We start from the raw sequence: 17,787 nt of genomic DNA on the forward strand, positions 1-17,787 counted from the left end.
GGACAGGTGTTTCAGCGCACGTTTCGGCGGGCGGCCGTGGGGGAGGTCACTGACACGATGATCGGGTTGCGCGGCGGGGGCCACGCGTCCTAGAAAAGCAGTCGGGTGGAGATATGCATCGCGGTGGCGGACTGGGCGAGGGGACTGATGACCTGGGTCCTCGACGTGCCCGGCGGGGAAGGCACCGGCGCGAGGCGGAGGATTCGAACGAAGGACGCCCGGGACACGTTGTACCAGGTATGCCAGATTCAACGGGTGTACCGGGTGCATCGAGCGAGCACGAGCCGATCGACCGGCGGATCGACGGCCGGGTCGACCGCCTGCGGGCGGGGAGCAGGAATGGTGGTCGGGTGGGGGTGACGTACAAGTACTTCGGCGCGCCCGACGGTGCGACCGCGGCCCGCGTCCCGATCTCGATGCGCCCCGAGGAACTCGGCGGCGACGAGCTCGGCATGAACGGCATGTTCACCAAGATCAAGCCGGAGACGATGGCGGCGATGGTCCTCACCGGCATCGAGGGTGTGCCTCTGCACAAGGTGCCGCCGCTGGAGCTGGTGGTCCTGCACCCCGACTACGCCGTGGTCAAGCTCCCGATGACGGTCGTGGACCCGCTGCGCGGCATAGGAGAGGAAGCGGTCGGCGCGGCCGCCTTCATCTGGTCGACGGTGCCGGACCGGGGTGGGCCCCGGGATGCGTTCAATGTGTACCAACTGCTGCATGAGTGGCAGGACTTCAGCCATCGGCTGCATGAGGCGGGGCATCAGGCTTATTGCCTGGTCTGGCCCTGAGCTGGGGTTTCAGGGGTTTCGGGCGGGGTTTCTGACCCCGCCCTCGTCATGTGCGGAGAGAGGCCGTCAGGCGGCCAGGGCACATTGAGGGCACATGGGTTTCGCTGGGGGCACTGATGTGCCCTGAGTGCCGGGCCGGTCGTCCTCGTCTTCTGCGTCGGCTTCAGCCTCGGCTTCTGTGAAGACGTCGTCGATCGCCTTGCGGGTGCGGGTCTCGCTGGACGGCAGCAGATGCGTGTACGTCCGCAGCGTGAAGCCCGGGTCCGAGTGGCCGAGGTACTCGGAAAGCGCCTTGATGCTCTCCCCCGCGTCCAGGAGCACGGAGGCGTAGGCGTGCCGGAGGGCGTGCATGCCGTCTTCCGGAGCCGCCTGGAGGTAGCGCGCCCCGCGCTCTCGGGGAGGGATCACGCCCGCGGCGGCAAGAGCGCGCTTCCAGTCGCCCATGTTGAAGACGCTGCGGTTGTAGGCCCGCCCCTTCTTGTCGACGAAGAGGAGGCGGAAGGTTTTCGGCTCGCCGTCCGGCTTGGTCCACGGCAGGGTAACGTCGACCGGCGGGAACTCCTTCATGTGCGCCTTGAGGGCTGCGGCGAGCTGAGCCGACAGGGGCACTGACCGGATCCTGTTGCCCTTGGGCAGGGCGAAGACAGGCTTCGTACCGACCAGCCGCACCTGGCGGTTGACGTGGATCCAGCCGCCCTTGAAGTCGATGTCCTCGACGGCGAAGCCGAACACCTCGCCCTGCCGCAGACCGCAGCCGAAGGCGAGCTTGCCGCCGGTCTGGAACCGCTTCGGGAGGCCGCCGATAACCGCGCGGACGCGCTCCAGCGACCATGGGATGACCTTCTTCTTGGTCGCGGTCGGCAGCTTGACCGACTTCGCCTTGCACGGGTTCTTCGGCAGCAGCCCGTCCTCCACGGCCGAGCCGAGGATGCTGGAGAGGATGTCGAAGATGCCCTCGATCGTGGACACCTCCAGGCCGCCGTCCTGGAGTGTGCGGATCCAACCCTGAATGATCGAGGGCTGGTTGAGGGACCGAAGTTCGCGTCGACCGAGGTGCTCGACGATGTGGTTGCGGACGGTCGCCTCGTAGCGGAGGGCGGTCGTCGGGCCCACAGAGTTCGCGTCGAGCCACTTCTGCGCATAGGCCCCGAGCGTCTGCTTCGTCTCGGCGGGGACGACGTAGGAGCCGCGCCGGATCTCGACGTCGACTTCGGCGGCGCGATTGTCGGCCGCGGCCTTCGTGTCGAAGTTCTCCTTGCGCTGTTGCCCGTGCAGGTCGCGGTAGCGGACCTGCCAGCGCTTGCCGATGCCGTGGTCAGCGGTGGGGACCATCCGCTTCGTACGGCTCTTGTGGTCACCGCACTCGGCTTCGGTGGGCTTGGGGTGGGACTTGTGCCAGCGGTCGTACACGTCAGCCAAGAAGGGCCTCCTGGATGGAGGTGAGGGAGCGGGAGGTGGCGTCGGGCACCGGGGAGTGCGTCGGCCACGGGAGCAGCAGAGCTGCGGGAGGGGCGCCGAGCGCGGCGGCGAGGGCGACGAGGTCGTCTACGTCGCATCGGCGGCGGGCGCGTTCGGTGCGGCTGAGGGCGGTGTTGGCCATCGGACGGCCCAGCGCGGTGCAGTGGGCGGCGAGCTGGTGCTGGGTCAGGCCGCGCACGAGACGTAGGTGCTCGATGGCGCGGGCGGTGTGGAGGCCGGCAGGGCCTATTTCGACAGGTCGGTTGGGCATGACAGATAGCTGTAACTTGCATCCGGGCGCCATGGCAAGAGTTAGCTCTTAAACTCTCCAATAGTCGTTCGGGGGCGAAGTGGCGTTCGTCTCGTCGAATTCCGATACATCGCGAGGCGTTTCGGCCGAGGTGCCGTGTTACCTTCCCTCGCCGTTTTCGAGATGGGCAATTTGGACAGACATCAGCCGCGATGTCAGGCGAGTCAGTCACGTCGCCCCTGACCGCCAGGTGTCACCTCTGAGCTGCGGAGGTACCGGATTCCGGCACCTCGACCGGTTGCTTCGCCGCAAGAAGTTTTCGGGCCCGGCGGGAGCGATTTCGGCAACCGGGGATCCACCCTTACTGTTTCCCTCTCCCCGGCCACACCGAAAGAAGTAGTGAGGAGTTTCAGAACCAACTCTGGACTTATCTCCAGGTGGTGTGGCTTTGTTGTCCAGCCCATTGTTCAAGACCGAAAAGGAGCCCTGTGCCGAAGACCCCTCCCCGTAGCACCAACGCCCCTGCCACCGCTGCGGCTGCCCAGCGTGGCCCCCTTGCCACCCCTGCGGAGGTCGCCGCCTATCTCGGGGTACCGGTGAAGACCCTCTACCAGTGGAAGTACCGGGGCATCGGCCCCAGCGTCCACAAGGTCGGCCGTCACCTGCGCTACCGCTGGCCGGAGGTGGACGCGTGGCTGGACGCCCAGACGTCGTACGACCTCACGGCCTGACCCCGCATCTGACGCGGACGACGAAGCGGCCCCCGGCGCGCCAACGCCGAGGGCCGAAGACTCCCCTGCCGATTGCCCATCCCTGAACGAACGAGCTGGTGAGGGGCGGGACCTTGCCCGTCCTGCCTCTCACCGGAGAGGAACGCCTATGGAGGACTCTACGTCCCCCAGCACCAAGACCACCTCCCCCACCGCCTGGCCCACTCCCGCGGTCCCCGGCGAGGGCATCCCCTGGCGCCGCAGGGGTCAGGCGGACACACGGTCCCCCGCGTCGGGGACCGTCGAGCACTCGACGGATGCGGAAGCACACGGGGACCGTCCCCGGCCGTCTGCCGATGCTGCTGTTGGGGACCGTCCCCGCGACGTGCCCGCTGCCCGGTCCCCGCACGTCCCGGTCCCCGTATCGACCTCCGGCGCAAACCCGCAGGTCAGCGGCGGGAAATCGGGGACCGGTCCCCAAGAGACAGCCGTTTCACCAGGGGACCGCAACGGGGACCGTGATCACGGTCCCCTCGACGCATGGGGACCGGATCACGAGGTCGGTCCCCGGCCTCCTCGGGGACCCGCAGACCCCTCGGAACAGGGTTCCGGTGAGGGTGCGGAGTTGCTGGATGAGCTGCGGGCGGCGATCGGCAAGTACGTGGTGCTGCCCAGTGACGAGGCGCTGACAGCAGTCACCCTGTGGGTGGCAGCCACGCACATCCAGACCGTTCTGCAGCACGCGCCGCGTCTGGCGGTCGTAGGCCCGACGAAGGGCTGCGGCAAGTCCCGGGTTTTGGACGTGCTCCACGAGATCGTCCACCAGCCGATCATGACGGTGAACATGTCTACGGCGGTGCTCTTCCGCGTCATCGGCAAGAACCCGCGCACGATCCTGGTGGACGAGGCCGACACCATCTTCAGCAAGGCGGGCGAGAACGAGGAACTGCGTGGCCTGCTGAACGCCGGACATCAGCGCAACCGGCCCGCCTGGCGCATCTCCGGTCCCGAGCACAAGCCGACCCCGTATCCGACCTTCGCCATGGCCGCACTGGCCTCGATCGGCGACCTCCCCGACACGATCACGGACCGGGCGGTCGTGCTCCGCATGCAGAAGCGCAAGCCGGGCGAGAAGGTGACCCCGTTCCGCTCGCGCTACGCCACACCGGAACTGAACGCACTGCGGGACAAGCTGGCCGCCTGGCTGGGACCGCTGCGCGGCACGGCCAGCCGCATGGCGCCGCCCATGCCGGTGGAGGACCGGGCGGCGGACACCTGGGAACCGCTGGTCATCATCGCCGACCTGGCCGGCGGCCACTGGCCCGCCCGTGCCCGTGCGGCCTGCGTGGCGATGACCCGGTTCGAGGCCGTCCAGGACGAGCAGACCAACCTGAAGACACGGCTGCTGCGCGACATCCACCGCGTCTTCGAGGCACACGGCAACCCCGAGGCCCTGTCCTCCCTGGATCTGGTCACCGCCCTGCTCCAGGACCCCGACGCCCCTTGGGCGGAGCACGGCACCAAGGGACTCAGCGCCTACCACCTGGGCAGCATGCTCCGGGCCTTCGACATCCGCCCGGCTAACTACCGGTTCGACAAGGGCAGGCAGGCCAAGGGATACGCCCGTAACCGGTTCCTCGACAGCTGGGCCCGGCACTGCCCCGACCTCACCGAGACCGCGCCCGCACCCGCGCACGACGACACGCCCGCGCGCCGGGCCCGGGGCAAGCCGCCCACCGCCGCGGCGGGCTCGCTGCCCATCGGCCCGCTCGGCGGCCCCGCCGGCCCTAAGCGCGCCCGCTGACCCGCCTCCCCTGGGTCCGTATCACTGCGTTGCATCCGTCCCCGCGCAGGTCAGCGCGGGGACGGATGTCCTCACCGGGACGGACTTCTCCGTACCTGCCCAAGTGTCCGTACCTGTCCTGACCAGGCATGGGACGGATGCGACGCACGTGACACACCTCCCACCCCTCTCACCACCGGAGTACTCCGATGCGCGACCCGCGCCCCGAACACCCCATGTCCCAGGAGCAGATGGCGACCACCCCCGTCACACACGCAGCAAGTTGTCGGGTAAGGAGTCCTTACCCGGCCCCCGCCCTGGAGGGTGCGGAGGCATCCGGCGCAGGGGCACCGGGGTCGGTCGGCCCGGGGGAGCCGACCGGGACTGGGGGCAGCGAGCCGTCGTCGAACGCGCTGCAGCAGTCTGCGCCGCGTCGCCGTCTGCGTGACAAGCAACTGCGCGAACGCCGCGTCCATCCCCGTTACAGCGACGACGAGTTCGCCCTCGTCCAGAAGGCCGCTGGCCTAAGCCGCATGCAGCCCGGCGGCTACGTCGCCGAGTGCGCGCTCGCCGCCGCCCGGGCCGACGATCCCACCGCGGCCGTCGCCGACTACCGCGCCATGGTCAAGGCACTGATGGCCGCCAACCGGCAACTCGGCGGCATCGGCAACAACCTCAACCAGCTCACCTGGCACCTCAACAAGGACGGCGCCTGGCCCCACCCCGACACCGTCCAACGACTCCTTGACCGCGTCGAGGCGTCCATCGCCGAGGTGGACACCGCCGTCGCCCAGATCACAGAGGGGCGGTGAGCCCTTGATCTCGAAGATCATCCTCGGCAAGGGGCCCCACGCCATGCGCCGCACGATCGGCTATCTCTTCGGCAAGGGCCGGGCCAACGAGCACATCGACCCGCACCTGGTGGCCTCGTGGAACGGCTTCGCCCCCGACCCCGGCCGCAGCCCCCACCGCGACCCGAGGGACGTGGAGACCCAGCTCGCCACACAGCTCGACCAGCCCGTGAAGATGCTCGGCGACAAGGCACCCAAGCACACCGTGTGGCACTGCCCCGTCCGTGCCGCACCCGAAGACCCGATCCTCACCGACGCCCAGTGGGCCGACATCGCCCGCCGGATCGTCGCCGCCGCCGGCATCGCCCCCGAAGGCGACGAGGAAGCCTGCCGCTGGGTGGCCGTCCGCCACGCCGACGACCACATCCACATCGCCGCCACCCTCGTACGCCAGGACGGCCGCCGCCCTCAGCGTGATTACGACCAGCGCGCCGTGCAGCGCGAAGCCCGCCAGATCGAAGTCGACTACGGGCTGAGGCGGTTGAAGCCGGGCGACGGTACCGCCGCCAAACGCCCCACCAGCAAGGAACACTTCAAGGCCAAACGCCTGGGCCAGGTCGCCACCTCCCGTGATGTCCTGCGCCTGCGGGTCCGCCGGACCGTCGCCGCCGCGGCCGACGAGGCCGAGTTCTTCGCCCTGCTGGAGGCAACGGGGGTGACCGTGCGCCTCAAACTCGGCCCATCCGGCGACGCACTCAGCTGCAACTTCGCCCTGCCCGGCGACACCAACGGCAAGGGCGAGCCGGTCTTCTACTCCGGCTCCACTCTCGCCCCCGATCTCTCCCTCCCTCAGATCCGCCGACGCCTCGCCACCACCAGCCCCGAGCCCGCGACCGTCCGGCCGGGCAACCCGTGGCACCGGGCCACCGCCGCCACCGAACGCATCCCCCACCACCTCACCCACAGCAGCGACGAGGTGGCCCAGGGCCAGCTGGCCGCGCTCGGCGCCGCATTCGACCTGCTCCCGCTCACCGCCCCCGCCACGGTGCGGCCCGAACTCGAACGCGCCGCCGTCGCCTTCGAGCGCGCCACCCGCTCCCGCATCGCTGGCGACGACGCCAGTGCCTGCGCCCTGCGTCGCAGTGTCCAAGCGATCTGGAAGGACCCCTCGCGGCATGGAGACAGTGCCGGGCTGGCGATGCTGCTGGACGTCGCGCTCACCGCGGTCGCCTACGCGATGCACTGGCACCGCACCCGCCAGCACGCCCAGCAACAGGCGGCAGCCGAGCAGACCCTCATCCACCTGCAGGCCGCGTACACGCAGATCACCGGACCGGTCCTGGCCGGCCTCGCCAGCCGGGCACCCAGCCCGCAGACCAGGCGCCGCTACGCCCACCACCTCCAACAGGCGGTCCCCGAACACGCCGAACGCATCCTGGACGACCCCGCCTGGGACGCCCTTGCCACCGTGCTCGCCAAGGCCGAAGCAGCCGGACACAACCCGACCGCGATCCTCAACCGGGCCCTCAGCCAGCGCACGCTCGACGACGCCCACAGCCCCGCACGAGCACTGACCTGGCGCATCCGCCGTTTCGGCGAACGCCACGCACCCGGCCCACGAGCCCAGGCAGCCAACGCGCACTACATCGAGGGGCACCCCGCCGCTCCGCGCCCGCAGCAGCCGCAGGCGCGGCGGCGTTGATCACCTTTGTGCCCGGCCGCCACTGTCCGGCCTGGGTGCCTGGGGTTTGCGGTGTTTGCCGGTGCTGGAGCTGAGTGGCTTCGACACCGGCCCTGAAGGTGAGGGATCGTTGGCCTCTGGGTACAGGATGGCTTGGGCCTCGGCCAGGCTGTCGGCGAACCCGTACAGCTCCCAGGTGTGCCCGTTCCAGCGCTCGATGGCACGGGGCGCATCCGGGTTCAGATGCGATGCCCTGGGCCCGTCGCAGGGCACGACAGGAACGGCGCGAAGTCGGCCGATCTTCGCGTCACGGCGCTCCGCCCAGTCCTTCAGCGGCTCGTCGTCCATCCTGCCGTTCCTCGCTCGCGTCGGTGGCGGCTATCTCAGGAGGGTAGCGGCCACTGCGGGCCGTTCGGGTTCCCCAGCCAGACGACCTGCTGGTCGCGGGAGACGGTCACGCCGAACGCCGCGGTGTTCGGCGAGCCGTACTCCTCCCAGGTAGCCACCGCCGATTCGACCGCGTCCCACAGGCGACGGGGACCGCCCTGGCGGACCTGCCAGCCACCATCCGTGGGAGCGAGGACGGCGAAGGAATCGGTAACGCTGTCCAACAGAAACGTGCTGACCGTGCCACCGTCGACCGCCATCGAGAAGAAACGGGCGTCCGGCGCCGCGAGCTGCGCCATGAACGCCGACCCGGAACTGGTGAGAACCTCTGGCCCGCGTGCGGCTCTCCTTACCGTCCCGTCGTCGGGCCCCGGCACCATGCCGAGGCTCTCCGGTGGCTCTTGCTGGCGGGCGATCATGAAGCTTGGGTCGTCCTCGCTGAACCAGCCACTCGCGCCGTCTCCTGTGACGATGAGCTTGACCAGGCCGAGGGAGCGCATCCAGCCGCGCAGGGTGGTGAGGATGACACCGCCCGGCCGCACCTGCTCCAGCCAGGCGGGCGGGATGCTGCGGAAGCCGCACGTGGCGATCAGCCGGTCGTATGGGGCGCCATCAGGGTGGCCGACGCGGCCGTCCCCCACCAGCAGATGAGGGCTGTGACCGCACTCGGTGAGCGCCTCGCGGGCACGTCGGGCCACGCCCTCGTCCGTCTCGATCGAGGTCACGCTCTCGCTACCGAGCCGGTGGCACATCAGCGCTGTCGAGTAACCAGTTCCGGTGCCGATCTCCAGCACGTTCATGCCGTCCTGCACATCCAGGTCTTCGAGCATCCGCACGACGAGGCTCGGCAGCGTCGACGACGAGGTCGGGGCCGCGTTGCTGATCGGCTTCGGGTCGGCCCAGTCGATGTCCCGACCGTCGAACTGAGTCATCCATGTCTCGTCGGTGTAGACGAGCCGGAGCCACTCCTCCTTGCCGACCGTCTCCGATGTGACCGGCTCCCAGGTGGTGACGCCCGGGGCATGGCCCTCCCGGTAGAAGCGCGGGATGAACCTGTGCCGGGGCACGGCCTCCACGGCGGCCCGCCACTCAGGTGAGCGCAGCCGGCCGTCCTTCTCCAGTTTCCGAGCAAGTCGGCGCCGGAGATCGACCGCAGCCGTCTCGATATCGGTCTCACTGGCCACAGAGTCCTCCTTCCAGAAGATCGGCGAGTGCCGCAGTCATCGGCAGACCGGTCGGCGGCTCCATCCATGCCCACTGCCCGGAAGGATTGCACTCGATGAAGATCCACTCGCCGCGGTCGGTCAGAGCAAAGTCGAACGCCCCGAAGACGAGCCCGAAGTGCTTCAGATAGGCACGCATCGACCGCTCCACCGCGGGTGGCGCGGCAACCGGCGTGTATGTGTGAGTGCCGTAGTCCGTACGCCAGTCGAGGAGACCGGAGTCGATCCGCACGGCGAAGATCTGCTCGCCGATCACCGTCACCCGGATATCGGCAACCTTGTCCACCCGCTTCTGGAAGAGGTGCATGGTGCCGGACACGGAGGCGTCGATCTCGTCGGCGATCACCTCGGTCACGCGGACGGTCTGGGCCTTGCCGTCGACCAGATAGAGCGGAACCGAGATCGGCTTGAAGATGACCGGACCGTGCGCCCTGATGAAGGCCCGTGCGTCGTCGGGAACGTTGGTGATCAACGTCGGCGGAAGCGTGAAGCCGGCCACCGCCGCTGCCGCGAGCCCGGCTGGCTTGTACTCGGCGTCGCCGATGCGATTGGGGTGGTTGACGTAGAGGCAGCCGGGCAGAGAGGTCAGAATGCCGCCCAGCCCGTAGCGCGCCTGGGCGATGGCGAACCGCTCGTCCTGCTTGTCGAGGTGGGGGAAGGCAAACCCGGAGGGGCGGCGGTAGTACACGGAACGCACCGCGCCTAGGTCGGCACGTCGGCTCGGGGTCTGCACGCTTCCCCGCCACCCATCGGTGCCACCGATGGGTGGCCGAGCACGACAGAGTGGCGGGGAAGTCACCGGAGTCGAACCGCACGACCGGGACACCCCGGTCGTGCAGCTCGGCGATCACGAAGTCCGCAGTCGGGTCGTCGAGGTTGGTGACGACCAGGACCGGACGAACGTCGTTCGTCACCAGAGTCACTGGTCGGTGTCGTTCCCCGTGTCGCTGTCCGGGGAGTCGCTGTTGCGGTCGCCCTGGCCCGTGGTGCCGGTCGCGGGATTCGTACCGGAGGATGTGCCGTGGCCCGGGGACATGGTGGGTACCCCGGAATTGTCGAAGTACCGGGCGGTCTGCGTCTCCGGATCCAGCGTCACCGTCGCGTAGACGGGGCCCTCGACGGGCGGGTACGGGGCGATGCGACGCAGACCCCACGGGGCCACCGTCAGATGCCCCTGCGGCAGCGGGCTGCCCGTGGGGAATCGATCCATGTGGTTGAACACGGTGTTCCTTCCTGTCAGAAGTTCTGTCCTTCGCCTGACTTGCTCACCCGCACGGCATCGAGGAACACGATCCTGCTTGTGCGGGAGTCTCAGGGGCACCGGGAAGAAGAGACACCGGGGCCTACGTCGAAACCGGACCGGGATTTCGCAGCCCGTCCAGGACCCGTTGAAGGAGGCTGATGTCCGGTGCGCGGGCCTCGACTGCCAGTCGGCCGTCGTCGTACCAGCGGCTGAGCTGCTGCCGCCACGCGATCTCGGCACGCTGCATCTCCGCGCGGATCTCGCCGAGAGCCAGTCCCGACTCGACGCGCAGCCGCACAAGGTCGGCGGGGGTTATTCGGACCGACTCTGGGATAGCAACCGCGCCGGCCTCGTCAGACGGACGCGTCGGGCTGAAGGCCAGCTGCACGCACGCGTCCGGGAACGGGTCGCCGACCAGTTCCTCCGAGGGCAGGAGCCGTAAGGAGATACGCGAGATCAGCATGCGGCTGGCACCCGCAGCTCTGCCCAGACGAGCTTGCCCCAACGATGCAGGTCGTAGCCCCACCGCCAGCTCAGCGACTCGACCAGGAGCAGACCACGGCCACCCTCGGAGTCACCTTCAGGACAGCCCGGTTCCGGGGTGTCTCGGCACCTGTCGGCAACGCCGATCCGAATCACTTCGGCCGTCTCGCGCCGAATCACCACACGGACCACGCGACAGGGCGTGTGGCTGACGGCATTGCTGATCAGCTCCGAAATGATCAGAGTGCCCACCTCGGCCAACTCGCCTATGCCCCAGGTGTCCAGAGCCGCGGAGACAAGCAGACGTGCGCGGCGCGCGGATTCCGGCTCGCACGGCACCGTCTCCGTATAGCCCGGAACACCGGTCGCAGTTGGTTTGACGGCGGTCATGGTCAAGGGGTCATCCCTCCGAGGCTGGGACGCCCGCCCCGCGCAAGGTGCGCAGGAGCGGGCTTTCCTCCACGCCATCGACAGGCAAGAAGGGAAACCTCGCCCGCTCAACGGCTGGTACCGAGTCAACGGCCCTTCGTCGACGGCGAACAGGAAATGTCGCGCCCCGCCGCACCTCCGCGAACCGGAAGACTTTACGCTCCGGTGACCTCGGGTCTGGTTCGGTCAGTGACCACAGGGCTACGGTCGGTCCATGGGAGCGAACGCCATCCTCAAGAGTCGGATGGAGGAACTCGGGCTCACCCAGGAAGAATTGGCTGGTCGGATGAACGCTGCGTTGGCAGAGATCACCGGCAGGCCCGGTGACGTCTCCGACCGCACAATCCGCAACCTCCTCAACGGGACCTCCCGTCGCCCCATCGGACGCACGTGTGCAGCCCTGGAGCGGGTGTTCGGTTGTGCCGTCGAGGACTTAGGGTTCAGCGCACCACGCACCATGCAACACCCGCAGGAGGACCCCGTGCGGCGTCGCACTTTCCTCACCTCAGCGACCGGGAGCGCGGCTGCCGCCGTTCCCTTGGTGGCCCAACGCCGGACCGTCGGCATGTCGGACGTGGCCCGGGTCGCTGCCGGGATGAACGCCCTTGTCGAAGCGGACGACCGCCAGGGCGGACACACGGCACTGGAGAAGGCCGCCGCCCAGGGCCGCACCAGGGTGCTGGAACTACAGCAGCGCAACGCCGGCGAACGCGTCCGCCGAGCCCTGTACGCACTGGCCGCCGAGTACACCACCATCGCCGCCTGGTCCTGCATCGACGCCCGCAATCTCGACCAGGCCCAGAGCTACCTGAACGAATCAGCGGCGTACGCCGGCCTCTCCCAGGACGGCCCTACTGAAATCCGGGTGTGGGTCAACCTCTCGATGCTCGCCTACCAGCGGCAGAACTGGCCCGAAGCGCTCGCAGCGGCCCAGGCCGCACAAGCCTCCTCAGCAGCTCGCCGAGACCCGTTCTTCGACTCGCTGGGACGAGTCCGCGTCGCCCTCGCATACGCGGCTCTCGGCGACGGCCGTGCGGGCCTGCGTTCACTGGGATCAGCCCAGGACACTTTCACCAGGGTGGCCGACCGAGAGCGCCCGCGCTGGACCGCCTTCTACGGGCAGGCCGAACTTGACCACCTCGCCGCAATCGTCCAGTTCAACAGCGGACGCCACGCTCATGCCGAAGCCATGGCGCACCGCGCCCTGGCCAGGATCCCGACCGCCTTCCGGCGCAACAAGGCCCTCGCGACCGCCCAGCTCGCCCTCGCACAGCTCCACCAGGGAGAGGCCGAACAGGCCACGGCCTCAGCCACCGACGTCTTCACGATCATGGGTGGCGACCCATTGCCCGGCCGTATGCGCACACTCATGGGCGACTTCCACCGGGGCCTGTTCGTCATGGCCCCCTCCACCTCCTACGCACGAGACTGGGCAGACCGCATGCGAACCGAATGGAGCCGAGCGTGACCGACCTGCGTCACTTCCAGCACGGGAACCTCCCCGAAGGCTTCCGGCAGATGCTCATCGACGTACACGCCGACGCCTACGCCGACCAGATGGACGACCCCTTCCACCAGCGCTTCGCCTGGTTCGTCGACCACTGGACCGGCATGGACGGCTTCTCCTGCGTGGTGGCGTACGACGAAGATGAACCGGTCGGCTTCGCCTACGGCGCCCCGCTCGCCCCCGGCCGCGAATGGTGGCGCTCCACCGCGTACGAGCCGAACAACGGCTACTCCTCAACCTACGCGGTCTCCGAGGTGATGGTGCGCCCAAGCTGGCGGAAGCAGGGAATCGCCGACCGCTTGCACGAGGCGCTACTCAAAGAACGTACGGAAGACCTCGCGGTGCTGCTCGTCGACGTCACACACCCCAAGGTCCAAGCGCTCTACGAGACATGGGGATACGCCAGAGTCGGCGAGCAGCAACCGTTCGCCGACTCACCGGTGTACGCGGTCATGGTCAAAGACCTTCGGGACTGAATCGCCGTCAGCCAGTGACAAGACGGCTGTCGAACCCCGCCCGCACAAGTCGCTCGTAAGCGTCATACACATCCGCCGGCACTTCCTGCTCGACGGCGAAGCCGAGCTTCGGATACTCGATCACCCGTTGCAGATCGCCCACCAGCATGTCCACGACGAGCTTCTCGTCGCCGATGGACTTGATGTAGTCGTCCAACTCCAGCGGCTCGGAGGCACACACGACGTCCACCTCGGGCCACAGCTTGCGGCAGGTCGCGTACGAACGGCGCTCCATGTACGGCTTGGAGATCAGCAGCAGAGACTCGACCCCGATGCCGACCTTGGCCAACAACTCGCGGGAGAAGGTGATGTTCTGGCCAGTGTTGGCTGCCTTCGGCTCAACCAGGACCGCCTCGTCCGGCACGCCCAGGCTCAGCGCGTGCTCGCGGTAGTGGACGGCCTCGCCGCGCGGGAAGCGTGCCCGGGTAGTGGGGCTGTTGCCCCCGCTGAACGCCACGACCGGGAAGAGACCAGCGCGGTAAAGGTCGGCGGCCGTGGTGGCCACCCCGAGGTCGTGGCTGCCCAGGCCGATCGCCGTCGAGCATGGCCGCTGCTCGTGTCCCATCTGGTGGTAGTTCCAGATCAACAGTGCGTCGTGGAACTGCTCGTCCGTCGTCTGACGCTGCTGATGCTGTGGCACCCGCACCTCCCTGCGATATCCGTCCACGACATTCCATCAGTGCTTTGTCGGATGCCGCGACCATCAGCCGTCGTACCGGTCTGAAGCACTTGGCTTTCAGGACTGCCCGATACATCACGCCGCCCCGGACATCCGACTTGACGATTCAGCAAGATACGTAAATGCCGCGTACCGGTATGACCTTCACTCATACGCTTAAGCCATGACAACCACTGTTGAGGAAGATCAGTACCTCAGACGGATCCTGGCACTCCTGGACAGCGCCAGACCGTACGAGAGCCTCACCCAGTCCGACTCCAAGCAATGGCAGGTCCAGCCCGGCAGCGCCCTCGCTGGGGATGACGCCAAGACCGACCCTTACCAGGTGTCCCACAACGCCTGGAGCACCCTCAGCGTCGCAGTCGACCATATGCACTGCTACCGCTCGTCGCTCGTGGGTGAGCAGCAAGGGACCGAACTGCCGCTCACCCTGCACACGCACGCGCAGTACTCGCTCCTCCGGGGAGCGTTCGAGAACAGCGCCCGCGTTGTGTGGATGCTCGCGCCCGCCAACCGCCTCGTACGCATACAGCGCCGCCTTTCTCTCCAAGCCGGCGAGTACCGCCATTCCGACCGCATGCTGGAGTTGCTGAAGCAGCAACCGCGGCGCCCGTCGCAGGCGCGGATGCAACAGTTGACCGACCTGGTCGTGGCTGCGGGCACGGCTCGTGACGACGCCAAGAAGGTCCTGCGGTCCCCGGACTACAAGGACATCGTCCGCGAAGCCGGCGCGCTGACCTCGATGGGTGCCGATCAGGCCGAGATCGTATGGAGCGGCTGCAGCTCGCTGACGCATGGCGATGTCTACGGCACCCTGAGCATCCTGGAGCTCAATGTCGTGAGCACCCAGGGAGGCGTCAACCTCACGCAGATCACGAGTTCTCCCAAGGTCCTACTCTGGGCGACGGACCTGACGGTCGCGATGATGCAGCGTGGCTTCGACCTCTTCAAGACGAGGGCCGCCTGCCACCGCTGAACGGTACCCCGCATCCCACCCCCTCCTCCGAGCGCACGATCCGCACAGACGAAAGCCAGAGGCATGGACGGCACGAGGGCCATTCGCATAGGACTACGGCCTCGTCCAGGCCGGATTAGCGATGACCGCCGCCCACGTACCGGGCACGTGGACCTTCAACAAGCACGGCCTGAAGATCCTCGACATGGAACCGGATATCCCCGACGTGGCCGTCAGGCCCGATGGGGTAGGTGCCTTCCAAGCAGTGTCCGACGCCATGTCAGCGGTTGTGCCTCGCGGGCTCTGCCGCCGTGTTTCGGGATATCGAAGTCGACCGCGCACCGCCGGTTTCTGACCTGGTCGCGGGCCGGGGTGTGGGGCCGGCTGCACGAGGCGGTGCTGCACCGACTCGATGACGCCGGCCTCATGGATGTCTCGCGCGTGGTCCTCGACTTCGCCCACGTGCGGGCTAAACAGGGGCGAACTCACAGGTCCGAGCCCCGTGGACCGGGGTAAGCCGGGTTCCAAGATGCACGTCCTGTCGGACGCGAACGGACTGCCCCTTCTCGTCAGCGTCCCGGCCGCCAACACCCACGGCAGCGAAGCACTGAAGCCCATGATCGAGGGTCACACAATCCCCACTTAGACTGCAGCCTCTCGGGCAGCCTGTATCGCATCGTCTGCCGCCATGCCGCAGTGGGCCCACGCAATGCCGAAGCTGGCACCAACCCTCAGGGCACGCTCCTGGGCCAGGTACGGCTGGACGACTTCGTTGCGCAGTCGAACGGCGAGGTCCTGGGCAACAGCGCGGTCGAGTCCGTCGGCGAGGACCACGAACTCGTCGCCTCCGAACCGGGCGACTGTGTCACCGTCGCGCACTCCTTGGGACAGCCGTCGGGCGACCTCAATGAGGACCGCGTCGCCCGTTTTATGCCCGAACCGGTCATTGACCGACTTGAAACCGTTGAGGCTGCAGAAGAGGATCGCGAGCCCCTTAGTACGGTAGTCCTGGTCACCCTCGGGAGCGACAGCGTGCACGTGGTAGTCATAGCCGTCGGAGGCGCCATACGCCGCCAGCTCCGTGGACTGAATCACGCCGGGGTAGGCCACGTTCTCGCAGAGACGAGCCGAGAGGCGGGAGAGCAACTCGGCGGAGTTCGGCAAGCCGGTCAGAAAGTCGTGCGAGGCGCGGTGCGCGAGTTCGAACTCACGGCGCTTTCGCTCCTCAATGTCCTCGACGTGGGTGAGTAGGAAACGGGGACCGTCGGCGGCATCGGCGACGACGCTGTTACGCAGGCTGACCCACACGTAGGTGCCGTCGCGGCGGCCCAAGCGCAGTTCAGCACGTCCGCCCTCGGCGGACGTTCTCAACAGGGTGCCGATGTCCTCGGGGTGGACGAGATCGGAGAAGGAATAGCGACGCATCGCGGAGGCGGGGCGGCCCAGGAGACGGCACAGGGCGTCGTTGGTACGCAGGATCCGCCCGTGCTGCTCTCCACCCATCTCAGCGATGACCATGCCAGCGGGGGCGTACTCGAACGCCCGCCGAAAGCTCTCCTCACTGGCTCGCAAGGCCTGCTGGTCGCGTTCTAGGCGGACCAGCGCACGCTGCATGTTGGCGCGCAGACGCGCACTACTGATCGCGATCGCGGCCTGGAACGCGTAGGACTGCAAGGCTGCACGCTGCGCCGGGCCGGGGCGGCGGCCCGTGCGTGGCTTGTCTAGGGAGATGACGCCGAGCAGTTCTTGTTGGGTGCCGTCAGGTACGTACATTGGTGCGAATAGGCGGTCTGCGGGATGCCACTCGTCCTCGGACCGGGGTGCGGGTCCGTCCATGTACCACTGCGGTATGTCGTCTCCTTCAAGGGTTTGTCCCTCGGTGTGGGGGATGAAGCGAAGGCTTCCCCACGCCTCGCCCATCGACAGGCGGCGATCCCAGGAGGCGCGGACGCCGACACGTCCGGTGATGCGAGCCTCAGCCTCTGCATCGCCGGAGAAGGACGCAACAACCAAATCTCCGTCTGGGCGTACAAGGTTCACACACGCCAACTCGAAGCCCAATCCGGCCACGACACCGTCCGAGACGGCTTGCAGCGTGTCGGCCAGACTGCGGGCGACATGGATGTCTTCAATGGCGGTCTGGAGGTCGTATCGGACGTCGTGGGCCTGGTCCGGCACGTAGGCAGGGTTTCTGACGAAGGCTGTGCGACCGACCTGATTGCGGCCCAGGCATTGCGGATCGGGTCGTGCCTGACGCCGCAGGATCGACTGGACCCCTTGGAAGACTGTGTCGAGGTCGAGGAACTCGGGGGCATCTGCCACACCGTCGGCCAACACCCGTACCAAGGCGCCGGTGAATGCCGTGAATGTCTCCTCGGGTGGCGCCAAGGCGATTGCGCGCTCGTCGGCGGCCGCCAGTACATACGTACCTTCCGCCTCAGCTAGCGCCGCAATGCTTGAAGCAGGCGACTGCACTCCCATCGCGCGCGCACTGAAACAGCAGTCAAGGATGACAATGCAACGCGCTGCACCGCTGTCAGCCAGCCGCATGCGCACCCAGTCGTAGGGAAACGCGGTCGAATGGACCGAGCCCTTGTCGCTGTCGGGCATCGCCAGGTGAAGACGCCCTTGGCGGTCGAGTAACCCATGCCCCGCGTAGTAGAGCAGCAAGGTGTCCGTTGCAGCCTCGGCGGCACGGAAGATCGCTTCGTCTACTTCACGTGTCGAAGTGGGATTGAGTAACTGGGCACAGTGTGATGAGCCCAATTGCCACACATCACCAGCAAACAGTTCGACGAGCGTCGACACATTCCGACGAACCGCTGGCAAGGGCTCGAGACTGTTGAACTTGTCTACGCCGATGAACAGTGCCCTAGATTTTCCGGGGTCAGGTAACCTGCTCACG

At 67.7% G+C, this 17,787-nt stretch carries 17 protein-coding genes and 2 pseudogenes; 9 read left to right on the forward strand and 10 right to left on the reverse strand.

Annotation, left to right across the window (positions count from 1 at the left end):
- The first annotated feature begins 350 nt into the window (after window positions 1-350).
- A complete protein-coding gene (locus tag IM697_RS41525; RefSeq protein ID WP_003992141.1) occupies window positions 351-788 on the forward strand; it encodes a hypothetical protein in 438 nt (145 codons plus the stop codon).
- Window positions 789-854: 66 nt separating this feature from the next.
- On the opposite strand, the gene IM697_RS41530 is transcribed toward IM697_RS41525, so the two are convergent.
- Together IM697_RS41530 and IM697_RS41535 are read right to left on the reverse strand one after the other, a co-directional pair.
- A complete protein-coding gene (locus tag IM697_RS41530; RefSeq protein WP_194050098.1) occupies window positions 855-2,198 on the reverse strand; it encodes a tyrosine-type recombinase/integrase in 1,344 nt (447 codons plus the stop codon).
- A 1-nt stretch (window position 2,199) separates the two neighbouring features.
- The gene (locus IM697_RS41535; protein WP_194042270.1) at window positions 2,200-2,517 is read right to left on the reverse strand and encodes a helix-turn-helix domain-containing protein; all 318 of its coding nucleotides are present in this window, start codon (window positions 2,515-2,517) and stop codon (window positions 2,200-2,202) included.
- Window positions 2,518-2,984: 467 nt separating this feature from the next.
- Here IM697_RS41535 and IM697_RS41540 point away from each other — a divergent pair, with 467 nt between their 5' ends.
- From IM697_RS41540 to IM697_RS41555, 4 genes are all read left to right on the forward strand, one after another.
- Window positions 2,985-3,227, forward strand: a complete 243-nt coding sequence (locus IM697_RS41540) for a helix-turn-helix transcriptional regulator (protein ID WP_189783312.1) — start codon at window positions 2,985-2,987, stop codon at window positions 3,225-3,227.
- A 616-nt stretch (window positions 3,228-3,843) separates the two neighbouring features.
- The gene (locus tag IM697_RS41545; RefSeq protein ID WP_194050099.1) at window positions 3,844-5,010 is read left to right on the forward strand and encodes a DUF3631 domain-containing protein; all 1,167 of its coding nucleotides are present in this window, start codon (window positions 3,844-3,846) and stop codon (window positions 5,008-5,010) included.
- Window positions 5,011-5,306: 296 nt separating this feature from the next.
- Window positions 5,307-5,801 carry a MobC family plasmid mobilization relaxosome protein gene (locus IM697_RS41550; RefSeq protein WP_407699668.1) on the forward strand — a complete coding sequence of 165 codons (495 nt, stop codon included), beginning with the start codon at window positions 5,307-5,309 and terminating at the stop codon, window positions 5,799-5,801.
- A 4-nt stretch (window positions 5,802-5,805) separates the two neighbouring features.
- Entirely contained in the window at window positions 5,806-7,482 is a 1,677-nt protein-coding gene (locus IM697_RS41555; protein ID WP_194042272.1) for a relaxase family protein, read from the forward strand.
- On the opposite strand, the gene IM697_RS41560 is transcribed toward IM697_RS41555, so the two are convergent.
- From IM697_RS41560 to IM697_RS41585, 6 genes and pseudogenes are all read right to left on the reverse strand, one after another.
- Window positions 7,483-7,809 (reverse strand): DUF6087 family protein, encoded by a 327-nt coding sequence (locus IM697_RS41560; protein WP_194042274.1) that lies wholly within the window; start codon window positions 7,807-7,809, stop codon window positions 7,483-7,485.
- A gap of 35 nt (window positions 7,810-7,844) precedes the next feature.
- Window positions 7,845-9,032: an ATP-grasp peptide maturase system methyltransferase gene (tgmC, locus tag IM697_RS41565; protein WP_194042276.1), complete on the reverse strand. Its 1,188-nt coding sequence runs from the start codon at window positions 9,030-9,032 to the stop codon at window positions 7,845-7,847.
- Window positions 9,022-9,985, reverse strand: a pseudogene (tgmB, locus tag IM697_RS41570) (ATP-grasp ribosomal peptide maturase). Before tgmB ends, tgmC begins: the two are co-directional and overlap by 11 nt.
- Before the next feature lie 5 nt (window positions 9,986-9,990).
- Entirely contained in the window at window positions 9,991-10,293 is a 303-nt protein-coding gene (gene tgmA, locus IM697_RS41575) for a putative ATP-grasp-modified RiPP (protein WP_194042278.1), read from the reverse strand.
- Between the two features lie 121 nt (window positions 10,294-10,414).
- Window positions 10,415-10,777: a hypothetical protein gene (locus IM697_RS41580; RefSeq protein WP_194042280.1), complete on the reverse strand. Its 363-nt coding sequence runs from the start codon at window positions 10,775-10,777 to the stop codon at window positions 10,415-10,417.
- Window positions 10,771-11,187, reverse strand: coding sequence for an ATP-binding protein (locus IM697_RS41585; RefSeq protein ID WP_194050101.1), 417 nt, complete (start codon window positions 11,185-11,187; stop codon window positions 10,771-10,773). Before IM697_RS41585 ends, IM697_RS41580 begins: the two co-directional genes overlap by 7 nt.
- 520 nt (window positions 11,188-11,707) lie before the next feature.
- Between IM697_RS41585 and IM697_RS41590 the strand changes: the two genes are divergently transcribed.
- Both IM697_RS41590 and IM697_RS41595 read left to right on the forward strand, forming a co-directional pair.
- Window positions 11,708-12,694, forward strand: coding sequence for an NsdA family TPR-like regulatory protein (locus IM697_RS41590; protein WP_228044376.1), 987 nt, complete (start codon window positions 11,708-11,710; stop codon window positions 12,692-12,694).
- Entirely contained in the window at window positions 12,679-13,209 is a 531-nt protein-coding gene (locus IM697_RS41595; RefSeq protein WP_194042284.1) for a GNAT family N-acetyltransferase, read from the forward strand. Before IM697_RS41590 ends, IM697_RS41595 begins: the two co-directional genes overlap by 16 nt.
- 7 nt (window positions 13,210-13,216) lie before the next feature.
- Here IM697_RS41595 and IM697_RS41600 read toward each other — a convergent pair whose 3' ends face one another.
- Window positions 13,217-13,888: a YdcF family protein gene (locus IM697_RS41600; protein ID WP_194042286.1), complete on the reverse strand. Its 672-nt coding sequence runs from the start codon at window positions 13,886-13,888 to the stop codon at window positions 13,217-13,219.
- Between the two features lie 202 nt (window positions 13,889-14,090).
- Between IM697_RS41600 and IM697_RS41605 the strand changes: the two genes are divergently transcribed.
- Window positions 14,091-14,903, forward strand: a complete 813-nt coding sequence (locus tag IM697_RS41605) for a hypothetical protein (protein ID WP_194042288.1) — start codon at window positions 14,091-14,093, stop codon at window positions 14,901-14,903.
- 184 nt (window positions 14,904-15,087) lie between these two features.
- Window positions 15,088-15,513 (forward strand): annotated as a pseudogene (locus tag IM697_RS41610) (transposase); the annotation flags it as partial.
- An 11-nt stretch (window positions 15,514-15,524) separates the two neighbouring features.
- On the opposite strand, the gene IM697_RS41615 reads toward IM697_RS41610, so the two are convergent.
- Entirely contained in the window at window positions 15,525-17,786 is a 2,262-nt protein-coding gene (locus IM697_RS41615; protein WP_194042290.1) for a caspase, EACC1-associated type, read from the reverse strand.
- Window position 17,787: the final 1 nt, after the last annotated feature.

It is taken from the genome of Streptomyces ferrugineus, assembly GCF_015160855.1.
In the GTDB taxonomy this organism is placed as follows: Bacteria; Actinomycetota; Actinomycetes; order Streptomycetales; family Streptomycetaceae; genus Streptomyces; species Streptomyces ferrugineus.